Annotated in this window: 12 protein-coding genes; 3 read left to right on the top strand and 9 right to left on the bottom strand. The window is 31.0% G+C overall.

Features of this window, described 5'->3' with window-relative positions; all coding sequences use genetic code 11:
* Positions 1–91: 91 nt before the first annotated feature.
* From MUN68_RS03690 to MUN68_RS03680, 3 genes are read left to right on the top strand one after another with little or no spacing between them, the layout of a single operon-like run.
* Complete coding sequence (locus MUN68_RS03690; RefSeq protein ID WP_249995369.1) at positions 92–847, top strand: hypothetical protein; 756 nt, start codon at positions 92–94, stop codon at positions 845–847.
* 2 nt (positions 848–849) lie between these two features.
* On the top strand, positions 850–1,272 hold the full coding sequence (locus MUN68_RS03685) for a DUF5675 family protein (RefSeq protein ID WP_249995368.1): 423 nt from the start codon (positions 850–852) through the stop codon (positions 1,270–1,272).
* Positions 1,250–1,498: a hypothetical protein gene (locus tag MUN68_RS03680; protein WP_249995367.1), complete on the top strand. Its 249-nt coding sequence runs from the start codon at positions 1,250–1,252 to the stop codon at positions 1,496–1,498. Before MUN68_RS03685 ends, MUN68_RS03680 begins: the two co-directional genes overlap by 23 nt.
* Here MUN68_RS03680 and MUN68_RS03675 read toward each other — a convergent pair.
* The 9 genes from MUN68_RS03675 to MUN68_RS03635 form a co-directional block, all read right to left on the bottom strand.
* Positions 1,493–1,624, bottom strand: a complete 132-nt coding sequence (locus tag MUN68_RS03675) for a hypothetical protein (RefSeq protein WP_272792396.1) — start codon at positions 1,622–1,624, stop codon at positions 1,493–1,495. The genes MUN68_RS03680 and MUN68_RS03675 overlap by 6 nt on opposite strands.
* A gap of 1,012 nt (positions 1,625–2,636) precedes the next feature.
* Positions 2,637–4,748: an ATP-binding protein gene (locus MUN68_RS03670; protein WP_249995366.1), complete on the bottom strand. Its 2,112-nt coding sequence runs from the start codon at positions 4,746–4,748 to the stop codon at positions 2,637–2,639.
* A 9-nt stretch (positions 4,749–4,757) separates the two neighbouring features.
* Positions 4,758–5,420 (bottom strand): P-loop NTPase family protein, encoded by a 663-nt coding sequence (locus tag MUN68_RS03665; protein WP_249995365.1) that lies wholly within the window; start codon positions 5,418–5,420, stop codon positions 4,758–4,760.
* Entirely contained in the window at positions 5,417–6,082 is a 666-nt protein-coding gene (locus MUN68_RS03660; RefSeq protein ID WP_317134787.1) for a hypothetical protein, read from the bottom strand. The genes MUN68_RS03665 and MUN68_RS03660 overlap by 4 nt, the downstream gene beginning before the upstream one ends.
* 124 nt (positions 6,083–6,206) lie before the next feature.
* The gene (locus MUN68_RS03655; protein WP_249995364.1) at positions 6,207–6,485 is read right to left on the bottom strand and encodes a helix-turn-helix domain-containing protein; all 279 of its coding nucleotides are present in this window, start codon (positions 6,483–6,485) and stop codon (positions 6,207–6,209) included.
* A gap of 265 nt (positions 6,486–6,750) precedes the next feature.
* Positions 6,751–7,593 (bottom strand): RteC domain-containing protein, encoded by an 843-nt coding sequence (locus tag MUN68_RS03650; RefSeq protein ID WP_249995363.1) that lies wholly within the window; start codon positions 7,591–7,593, stop codon positions 6,751–6,753.
* A gap of 299 nt (positions 7,594–7,892) precedes the next feature.
* Positions 7,893–8,756 carry a hypothetical protein gene (locus MUN68_RS03645; protein WP_249995362.1) on the bottom strand — a complete coding sequence of 288 codons (864 nt, stop codon included), beginning with the start codon at positions 8,754–8,756 and terminating at the stop codon, positions 7,893–7,895.
* A 92-nt stretch (positions 8,757–8,848) separates the two neighbouring features.
* The gene (locus MUN68_RS03640) at positions 8,849–9,679 is read right to left on the bottom strand and encodes a DUF4249 domain-containing protein (RefSeq protein ID WP_249995361.1); all 831 of its coding nucleotides are present in this window, start codon (positions 9,677–9,679) and stop codon (positions 8,849–8,851) included.
* Positions 9,680–9,683: 4 nt separating this feature from the next.
* A complete protein-coding gene (locus tag MUN68_RS03635) occupies positions 9,684–12,062 on the bottom strand; it encodes a TonB-dependent receptor (RefSeq protein WP_249995360.1) in 2,379 nt (792 codons plus the stop codon).
* Positions 12,063–12,101: the final 39 nt, after the last annotated feature.

The raw sequence follows: 12,101 nt of genomic DNA, 5'->3' as shown, positions 1-12,101 counted from the left end.
ATCGGAATGTATAACCAAAAACGGAATCTACTTTTTTATTGTAAGCCACAAAGTTACGTGATTTGAATTATTAATTAAAAAACGAATTATTATGGCAAAACAAACTGGAATTATTAAACTAAAAGGAACTATTGGTGGTATCTCCTTTTATAAAACTAGCGATGGACATCTAGCACGCGAAAAAGGTGGTGTAGATGCAAATCGTATTGCAAATGATCCTGCGTTTCAAAGAACGCGTGAAAATGGCTCGGAATTTGGACGAGCTGGCAAAGGTGGTAAAGTACTTCGAAATGCTATTCGTGTACTTTTGCAAAATGCAAAAGATAAACGTGTAGTTAGTAGATTGACAAAAGACCTTGTGGCAATTGTTAAGACTGATACTACCAATGAAAGAGGATTAAGAACGCTACAAGATGGAAATTTGAACTTATTAGAAGGGTTTGAATTCAATCTGAATGGTAAGTTAGGCGCAACTTTATTTGCTGCATTTACAAAAGCTTTTGACCGAGTTACAGGTGATGCAACTTTAAATATTGCTGCTTTTTCTCCAACTATTAGAGTTGCTGCACCAACAGGAACTACACATTTTAAAGTAGTAATGGGTGCTGCAGAATTAGATTTTGTAAATGAAACCTCAACATTTGAAAATGATGAAACTGCAATTCTACCTTATTCTGCTGCAGATACAGCTCCAATAGCTTTGACTGCTTCAATAACTGCTAATTCAACTTTGCAAGTTGTACAAGTTGTTGGTATTGAATTTTACCAAGAGGTAAATGGGCAAATGTATGAGCTTAAGAATGGTGCTTACAACGCTTTAGCTGTTGTTACTATTGATACTCCATAATTATGGATTTGACACTCTACAGAGCATATTTTAAAGAGGGTACCAACGGTACTCTCTTTTGCTCTAATACTTTTCTTTGCCATACTATTGAGTTACCCTGGGGAAAAAATAAACGAAATATTTCTTGCATACCAGAAGGACAATATCAAATTGAACCTCGTTATTCTAAACAATTTAAGCATCATTTGATTTTAAAAGCTGTAAAAGATAGAAGCTATATTTTATTTCATCCAGCAAATAATGCTTTAAAAGATTTAGAAGGCTGTATTGCTCCAGTATCTTATTTAAGTGGCATTGGCAAAGGTCTATACTCAAAAGATGCAATGCAAAAATTATTGTCTTTGGTATATCAAGCTAAAGACCGAAAGGAAATTATTTTATTAACTATTAAATCACAAAATTATGAACATAGTAGAACGTTATAAAAAACCAACTCCAAAGTTTTTCAAAACTTTAAGAAACATCGGCATTGCTTTAGCAACTGCTGGTGGTGCTATTATTGCGGCTCCAATTACAATGCCAGCTTTAGTAATTTCTATTGCAACTTATATGACGGTTGCCGGAACAGTTGCCACTGCAATAAGTCAAGCTGTCGTTACTGATAAAGATAACTCTAAAACTGAAGCAAATGCAACTGTCGATGGACTATAATACTAAATCTGCTGTAATTGGTGGCACTTTTTTTTCATCAGTAGCAAATATTGGTGTTGAAGATTTTACCACAACTATTATTTTAGCAGTTATTGGTGCTATCGTAAGTTTTTTGGTTTCAGTCATTCTAAAGTATATTTTTCAAAAACTTAAAAGTAAATTGAAAAAATAGGTTTTAATAATTAACTCTAATTTTTACTTAACGAAATGAAGCAAACAAAGAATTTTGATAAAGAAATTAAATGAATTTAGCAGGGTTTTTGTGCAGATGAATGAGATAAGAAAAAAATATACCTTTTATCGTTTTTAAAAATTGAGAATTGCGGATGAATCGAGGGCAAAGGCATTCTCAAATTTTAAAAATGTTAGCCAAATGGCGATTGAATGCCGAAATATGAGTAAGGAAATAATTAAGGTACGTAGTGCGCTGGCAGCAGCGAAAATAAGTGTATGGTTTTTTTATTTGCTTTGTTCTATTTTACTGATTGGTTTTGTTAAAAGTGAATGCTTCGAAAATGTATTTACGGTAACTAAATTTCTATTTTAAAAATGTTGTTTTTATAGTTGAAGAATTAGCATTTACTTTTAGTGAAAACAATTTTATCTTATTTTCTTGGCAAATAAAAAATTATACTCTTATTGGCTATTTTTGATTTTATAGGTGCTTTAGAAATACTCTTAATAGTTCTGATTTCTAAAGATTTATAAACTTAATTTATTGAAACTTAATTTATTGAAACTTAAAAAGCACTTATAAAAACAATGCAACAATTCCTAAATGTTGTTTAAATATCAAAATGTTATTAACTACTTCCTATGTGAGCGTTGGATGAGTGGATATTTTACATAATAGCAGTTATAGCTACGAAAATATAATAAAACGCCGTAGGCAACCATTGAAAGGATTTTTGCTACTATAACTTCTATTATGTAACATAGCTTGGGATAGCGTTTAAATTATTAGCTTTTGCAAGGTGTAGCTCTTTATAGTTGCGAAATGAGGCACGAATGAAGCAAGCTCTAAAGTGCTGCAATTAGTAGAGAAATTTAAACGCTATAGAAGTGTGGCGCGCGGAACAAACCAAAAGACAGAGGTTTTTTGCTAGAGCAAAAAGCTGGGTTTTGGTTTGTGGGGGAATTATTGTGGTAAATTCAACCTTTCAAATAATACCCTATTCCTTTCTTTTGAATCTTTTAAAACCTTACTAAAGGGTAAAACTTCAATATATGCCTTGTAATTATTAGTGTCATAAATTCTAAAATAACCTAAACCATCAGGTGTATTAATAAAACTTTCCTCATCTAAAATGTATTCAAGACTTGAAGTAATATCAGCAACTACATAACAATAAAAAGGTGTATTAAATGAAGCCTGTATTTTTTTACCTCTCTTTTTAGTTTCTCCGTCTATTGTCTCTCTAATATATCTTCTTACTTGAGCAATAGGGTCATTTTTGGGATTACCATAAACATAATCATTACGTTCAGGTCTTTTAAATTCAACAATTGTGAAAGATTCAAAAGGAATTTTGTTTTCTGAAAATAATACAGCTTTATCGAAAACTTCTTCTTTTTTTATTATTAAATCCATTCGCTCTTTTGAATCTGAACCAAGATTTTCAATTTGTTTAAATAGTTTGTCTGATGCTAAAAATTTATTGAAAGTCAATCTTTCATCTAGTAACCATAAGTTTTGTTTTTCGCTAAAGATAGAATCATCTGTTTCTCGAATCGGAAAAAATAAACTGTGAACTAAATCTTCATTTGCAAATTTATCATCATCATTTAACTCTATTAGTTTTTCAAGCAAGTCTATTACAGACCTACGGTGAACTACATAACGAGCTAAATCAGACTTTCCAACTTCGTTTAAATTAGTCACATATTTTTCATACAATTCTTTATAATCTTCTAACTCCGTAATGTCTTTTTTCTTGGTCAGTAAATCAGCACCTTCTTGTTTAATTTCTTTTCTCCATTGTGCTTCTATTTCGTATAGCTTTATATCTAGTTCATTTTCATTTAATCCTACTGGTAATCTTTCTACTTTTTCCTTTTTGTACTTAAATAAGTTAGTATAATTAGGGAATTTATTATCAATAATTGGTCTATATCTTTCTACTTTTTCAGCACGTATTACGGCAAGAGTTTCAGATAAAAGATTCTCAATACAATTAATAGTTTTCTTTCTGATTTTAGATAATGTAACTTCTTCTATCACTTCAATTTGTTCACTATCTTCATTCTCGCTTTTGTCAGGAAAATTAAAACTTGTCCTTGCATCATTAACACTTGTATCAAGTAAATCACTAACTACAAAAACTTGATAATAAAATTTCTCATTTCTTAAAGAGTCTAAAATTGAATATTTTAAATCTACAAGATGTTTAGATAAACCTTCACTCCTCACTATTCTTTCATTTGCACAATAATTCACTTTATGGCTTTGAGCACTAAAAGATTTAGATATATGTATATTAAACTTTTCTTCAGCAATTATGAATGAATCTGATAAAATTTTGCTTTTAAATTCACTATTAAATATCTTAGTAAGATTCCTATGAAAACCATCTTGATTCTTAATAATTATTGTAGGTTGTTTTTCTTGAATAAAATAAAGCTGAAAGTGCTTTATTATCTCCCTTGAAACATCAGTAATAGATTTAGGAACATTTTCTTTATATGGACTTACATAAGATTTTAAAAGCACATTAGTTCCAATCCTATTATCATTAGATAACTCTTCATTATAATTAGAGTAACCTTCAATAGTTTTTTTGAATTCAAAACTTCTTGTCCAATATTTATCTTTATCTAAATAACAACTGTTTATAATTAGTGCTGAAAAAGCCTTTAAACAAACTAATCTTCCTATTCCTTTTCCTCCAATCTCTATTTTATACTCACTATCAAATTCTTGAAATGAATTATAATTATCCTCATTTAAACCTATACCGTTGTCTATTATTTCAAATGAATCAATAGGATAATCATCAGTGTTAGAGATTTCTTCAAAAATACCTTCCTTACCTATACGTAAAATATTAATCTCAATTTTACCATTGTCCTTAATAAGTTTTTCTTTTTTTGCTTCTTCTATAGCATGTATAGAATTACTGATCACTTCAAAAAGAGGATAAAGTGATTTAGTTTTAGGTAAATGAAGTTTGTTTACCCTATTACGTACATTAGTAGATGTCTTTGGCATAATAGCCAAATTTATTAAAATATAACCGATTTTATATTCCATTATTAACTATTATTTTCTCTTATCTAAACTTTCCTTATCAAAAGCAATTAAATTAAAGAGTTGTCGCATTCTTGAACGTACTCGATTACCATATCTGTTTTCTAATTCTTGTGCATTAAGATTAGTTGTAGCGTGCGTTTTAATATTTCGTTTTAAAAATAAATCGTAACGTGATAAAAGTATTTCTCCCATTACATTACAGTCTTTACCAAAATGACGTCCTGTAGTTTCTACACCTAAATCATCAAAACAATAAAAACTACTGTTGCCATATTCTTCAATGGTTTTATAACCTATGTTGTTAAATGTAAATGTTATATTTCTTGCAGGAATTACTTCATATGGTTTATGATGAGGTACTATGTGTCGCAATAATTTCATTAAACTGGTCTTGCCACAACCTACAGGACCAGATAATAAAATACCTTTGTTCGGATCTATTTCTAACTTTTTACATGCTTCAAAATCTCGAATAAAATAAATACATAATTTGTAAAGTACCACCTCATCTTCTTCATAAATTTTAAAGTTTTTGCCAAACAGTAGTTTTCCTTTTGCATCTAGGTAAATTAAAATCTTCTTGAAATCGTATGAAATGTTATTGTCTTTTAATTCACCTAATCGATACTGAACACTTCCTTCTTGAATTATATGTGGTTTTAGATTACTCATAGAGGTTCATTGTAGTTTTTATTTTTGCTAGTCTTAAGGTTGTCTTGATTTTGGCTAGCTCCTTTTTGTGTTTTCTCTGTTTTAATTTCTTCTGCTTTTAGCATCCAATTACGAGCTGTTGCGTGCCAATTGACAATTTTAGTTTTTCCGCCTACTTTCCAACCTATACCTTGATAATGATTATAAAATTTTTGAGCTTCAATTTTTGGCCAGTTTTCTTTTTTAAAAAAATCAATCACTTCATTTTCATTTTTTGGCTGGTCAAGTTTATTAATGTTTTTATTAGTTTCTATATGTTTATTAATAGATACCAGAGCTTGTCCATTTTTAGGACTATGTGAGTCTACTACTTGTTTAGAGCTTGTCTCGAAATTGAACATCTTAATTCGACTTCCCTTAAATGGATTGTGTGATGGGTAATACACAATGTATTGCCAATGACTTAATTCTTTAATACACTTATGGTAGGTTGACTTTGAACCAATTTTAGAATAGCTCATTACCTCATTTCGATTAATATAGAATTCTTCAGGAAAGCGATTATTATTCCATATTTGAAATAGACCAACATATAAACTTATGTGAGTTGGGTTTAAGCGACTATCTTTTGAGAATTTTAGAAAAACACCGTTTAAATGGCGTATATAGTTTATTTTATTCATTCAGTTATATAAAATCCAACGCGCCAGCTGGCTTCTTCGTTAAAACAGTCCACAGGACTGTTTCTTTACACTCGCCCCTATAGTTGACCTTTTGCATAAGGAAAGGTTCCTGCTTTCGTGGGAACTAGAATTTATTATGAATTCTATTGTCTTCCATTACTTTCTGAATTTCTTCATAATCATAATAAATAACGCCACCAACTTTGGTATATGGTAATGTTCCGTTAATTCGAAGATTTTGTAATGTTCCTGGTGAGATGCTTAAAAAGTCGCGGACTTCTGGCGACTTTAACCATTTTTTTGATGCGAAACCAGATTGGTGATTAATGATTGCTTTGATGTCCTCTAGTAATTCTAATTTGAATTCTCGAAGATCTTCTGTAGTGATAATTGTTGCTGCCATTATAAACGATTTTGGTTAAAATAGCTACCACCTCGAACTCTCGCTCTCAATGGCAGCTATTAATATTGATTTGACTTTCGTTTGGCAAATATGAAGTGATTTGTTGTAATCTACACACAAGACAATCCCAAGCTGGGTGATTTTATGTGTTCATTTTTAATGAGTTACATTGATTTAGTTTAGTGTTTACAATTTAATATTCATAACTAAAAAAGTGCAAATTATATGATAATAATTTGCACTTTAAAACACCCAAGTTGGGTTTTTATTCATCAGATTCTAACATCTTATTTATCAAAGATTCTTTAAGTTTATCCATAAACTTTGTTTGATTAATTTTCCGTGAACGAATCTCTAAAAAGGTTCTATAATAATCCCCTAAACTAACATTAAACATTTGTTCACAAACTGATGCTACTTCTTTAATATCTGCTGTTCCGCTATTAATTACTCCTAAACTATATAAAGCGTAAATAAGCTCTATCAAATCGGTTTTATTGCCTGTCCAAAACAGTTTTGATTGTTCCTGAAAAGCGTTAGAATTCGTTTCCATTACATTATTATCTAATTTATCTATTTCTGTTTTAAAATGAATAATTAACATGTCATAAGCTAAAATAGTTGCAACTGTATTGTCGTGGCTTGTAGAAAATTTATCATCTGCAAAAAAGGCTAAAGATTCCGGAAACAATCGAATATCTGCTTTTCCTCTTAGAAAGTACTGTTCATCTAAAAAAGTAGCTCCTCTTCTATAATAATGATAAAACTCTAAATTATCATTGAAATAATTTTGCAATCTATCTATATGCTTATTAAAGTATTTTATTTGAGATTTATTACTGCCTCTTGGCCTTTTACTTTCAATATTAAACAGTTTTACATAATAAATTAATTTACTATATACTTGTGGTTTTACTTGTTTAAATAGATGAATTTCATCTTGATTAGTTTTAAACTTTTGCTTTAAAACTATACTTCTCAATTGCTCTAACCCTCTTTTTGCAATTTTTACACCTTCTTCAGCTTTTTCTAATACCCTTTCAGTTTCAGATTCAAGAAATTCTAATTGGTTTTCGAGGTCTCTAACGAGTTTTTCGTTAACATCCATTAATATTTTCAGTTGGGTTATGTGTAATTGATTTGTTCAAAATCAATTTAGTTTTTTATAACATAGTTTTTTTGTTATTACATCTGGTGTTACTTGATTAGAATACTGCTCTTAACTTTGTAGTTCTTGCTCTGGTATCTAAAATTGGGTCTATAAACCTACATTCCCTTTAAACTCTTTATTAGCATAAGCATTAATAGTTATGAAAATCGCTTGCCTTTTTTAAAATAAATTTATTGAAGATTGGGAATCTGCCAGCTAATTCAAGAAGTAGCTAACGGTTTTCAACACTTAATTAATTATTGTCTATAAGTCCCATCAGGCAAAACAGTTGGAAAACTATATTGTGGATCTGTTAGTAATGCATACATCGCAACATCTGTGGTTTGCATCAAGGCATTTGTATTTGGTTTCCATTCTTGCTGTATCTCACTTAACCTGTTTTCTTGTGCACCTAATATTGAAGACATAGACCAGTACATATATTCAATCGTCATACAATCTGCATATTCACAAGTTGCATCATCATATGTATACCAAGCTGTGGACGGGTACGGGTTAGGTATGGTTTCAAAGTAACCTCCTCTTGCTATATCCATGGCATTAGCTAATTCTGACCCGGCTTCTAAGCCAAATACGGTTGGGTAAGCATTTGCGTGTCCAGCAACGTTAATAATATGCCATACCTCTTCTAATGAAGCATCAAAACTACCTGTGTGTCCATTGGTATGCCAAGCCGGAACAGTTTCATCAGCACCTAGATCTTGTCCTTCTCTGCCAGTTGGGACATCAGAGGGATGATCGTTTTCTGTTTTCCACATAAATAGAAAAGCATTATTTTCTATCATTTTATCGACTACTAATTGGTTATCGACTACTCCATCTTCATCATTATCTAAGTATTGCGCCATAATATTCACTGCATGTAATAATTTGGCATCCTCGACTCCTGAAGCAGCATAAATGTCCACTCCAAAAACAATCACCTTTCTGTTAAAAGTTGGCAAGGTGGAAGATTCTGAATTCGCAACTATGGTAAAATTGGGATCATTACCTGGGTTTATTGTTGATGTAGAAGTACCATCATCAGTACTACAAGATTGACAAATAATGATTCCAATCAAAACTATTAGTTGGTTTGCTTTTTTTAAATAATTTTTCATTTTTATTATATTTTTAAATTAGTAATTATGGTTGTTAGGCTGCCAACTAAATCAAACAATAGTTAACAGCCTACAACACTTTTTTTTCGTATTTAATTAATGGTATATGTGGTTCGAACAACCTCACTCAACCTAAAATAACCTAGCACCTCTTCATTTGGGTCTGCTAAATTTTTACAGTTGCCTTTTAGTTGTACTGGTGTTGTCTGGAATGGGCCATTTCCGTCCGATTCAGATTGGATCAATAGAAGATCAAAGAAATTATAATAGTGTTCAGAAATTCCATATAGACTTATACTTAAAGTATTTCCTGCTATAAAATCTGCATCTGAAAATTCCATAAAGTTTTGGTTTCCATCGGTAAAATTATCGCTTAAAGGGAAAAAATCAATTTGCGAATTAAATGAGGGAATAAATTCTCCCAAATAATAATTTGCTTCGTTGGCGGGGTCATCAAAAAAAATGGTGACTTTTATATTTTCATCTCCATCTTCCTCACTTATGGATTGCTCAACTTCTGAAATATCTACTACGGGAATTAAGGTTTCGGTTGCTGAGTAAGTTTTTCCGTTGTATATAATTTCTAATAAATAGATTTGATTCAGTTCTGGTATAAAATCATTTGTAATATACCTTCCATTTCCTTGGTCTTGAAATATAAATTCTGTTCCATCATTGTCGTTAGTTACTTTAACGTCCGCTCCAATGGCAGGTATATCTGGATTTGAATCGAAAAAAGCCGTTGAAGTACTTAATTTAATAACTTGGTTTTGACCTGTAGTCCCTTTTTCCCAATTAATGAATGCTTCAACTACTAATCTTGCTCCTCCATTTGGCACATTTACATCTATAACGTCAGTACAAGAATTTAAAAGAAGGGTTGTAATTAAAAAAGGGCATATATATTTGTGTATAATGTTCATTGTATTAAAATTTAAAATTATAAGTGATTCCTGGTGTAATTCCGAAAATTGAAGTTCGTGTTGCTTGATTTACATTTGTATCTAAATTCTCTCCAAATGAAATAGATGCTGCGTTTTTACGCCCATATAAGTTATAGACACCAAACACCCATTCACTTTGCCATTTCCTATTTTTGTTTTTTCTTGGTGTAAGTGTTGCAGATATATCTAACCTATGATAGGCTGGTAAGCGATCTGCATTTCTGTTAGAATATGTTGCTATTGAAAGTCCACTAAATTGAAATTGTCCATTTGGATAAGTAACTGGACGACCTGTTTGAAAAGCGAAGTTTGTTGAAAAACTCCATTTTTCATTCAGTTCATAACTTCCTGTAACGGATATATCATGAGTTCTATCGTAAGAGGTATTGTACCATTTCCCGTTATTAACCCCCAAGCCACCAGCAGCACCTCCTGGTGTTTGCTGTTGTGCTTTAGAAAGGGTATATGCTATCCACCCTGTAAAATCACCTTTGTTTTTACGAAGTAATAATTCCAATCCATAAGACCTAGTCTTTCCTATCAAAATTTCCCTTTCTATGTTGTTCTGTGCTATTAAATCTGCACCATTAATATAATCTACCCGATTATCTATTGTTTTATAATAGGCTTCAGCCTCAATAGAAAACATATTGTCTTTAAAATTCCTAAAATAGCCTACAGCATATTGATTGGCTAATTGTGGTTTTATAAATTTTCCGCTTGGTGCCCATACATCTAATGGTGTTGCTGATGTGGTATTAGAAATTAAATGCAAATATTGTGCTATTCGGTTATAACTTGCTTTTACAGATGACTTTTCATTTAACTGATAAGATAGTGCTAAACGAGGCTCGAAATTTCCAAATGTTGCTATCGTTTTATTTTTATTGTATGTTGTCTGAGCAATTGCGTTTGCACGCTCATAGATTCCTAAACTCGCATTATAAACCACTGGTAAATTATTGGTATATTCATTTAAAGTTTGTTTCCCTAAACGAGAAAAATTACTATATCGAATACCGTATTGTGCCGTAAGTTTGCTAGAAATTTTGTGTTCTAAACCAGCATAAATCCCTGTTTCAATTCCAAATTTATCATCTAATTTACGTTTATTAACTCCTGAACTAGAATTTAATGGATTTAGTCTTCCAGGATTAAAATCGTAATAAATACCACTAACACCAAAATTAAATTTATAGGTGTCATTTAAAGAATAGCCAACATCGTATTTTAAATTGTAATTTTTAATATCCGATTTCCAATCTATCCCATCTAGATCTAATTCAAGATTATAATTGTATTTGCTGTAAATAAGTGATAAATTAGAAAATAGTTTATCACTAAAAAGATGGTTCCAACGCAAATTCCCTATAAGGTTTCCATATGAATTTTTAAAAGACTTGTCAAATCTAATAATATCATTTCCGTAATAACCAGATAGATACATTTTATTATTCTCATTAATTTCATAATTGGTTTTAAAATTCAGATCAGAAAATTTCACACTACTGTTTTTGGTTTCTTTATTTAACTTCAGAAATAAGTGTGCATAAGAAGATCTTCCCGATATTAAAAAAGATCCTTTATCTTTAAAAGTAGGCCCTTCGACCGTAAGCCTACTAGATATAAGTCCAACACCTCCTGAAAGTTTGAGTTCTTTACTATTACCATCTTTTTGCCGAATGTCTAAAACTGAAGACGCTCTTCCTCCAAAACGAGCAGGTATACCTCCTTTATAAAGTTTAATATCTTTAATAGCATCTGCATTGAAGACCGAAAAGAAGCCAAATAAATGTGATGAATTATATATAACGGCTTCGTCAAGTAATACTAGGTTTTGGTCTTCTGCTCCTCCACGTACATTAAAACCTGAAGCGCCTTCACCAGAGTTAGTAACTCCTGGCAGCAATTGTATAGCCTTAATTACATCTATTTCACCTAAAACTGCTGGGATTTTTTTAATGGATTTAGCCGATAACTTGGCAACACTCATTTGTGGCGTTCTTAAATTTACTTTTTTAGATTCTTCAGCGATAATAACAACTTCATCCAATTGACCTGCGTCTTCTTCTAATTCTGTATTGAATTTAATGTTTTGGTCAAGTACAATTTCTTTTTCTACGGTTTTATAGCCTAAATAGGAAACCACCAATGTATAATTTCCTTTGTCGGCTGTTAAGGAATAAAAACCATATTCATTCGTGGTTACTCCTATTGAAGTTCCTTTTATAAGAATTGTGGCACCTAAAAGTGTTTCTCCATTGCTTTGGTCTTTAAGTGTTCCGCTAATAGTAAATTTTTCTTGTGCATATCCTACGGAAATAAAAAAGAAAATTAATAATGATAAAAAAGGGTGTTTCATATACGTTCGTGTTTTGTGTTTGCAAAAGAACGCACACTA

This window comes from Psychroserpens ponticola (assembly GCF_023556315.2).
In the GTDB taxonomy this organism is placed as follows: domain Bacteria; phylum Bacteroidota; class Bacteroidia; order Flavobacteriales; family Flavobacteriaceae; genus Psychroserpens; species Psychroserpens ponticola.
This window is presented reverse-complemented; position numbering and strand designations above follow the sequence as displayed.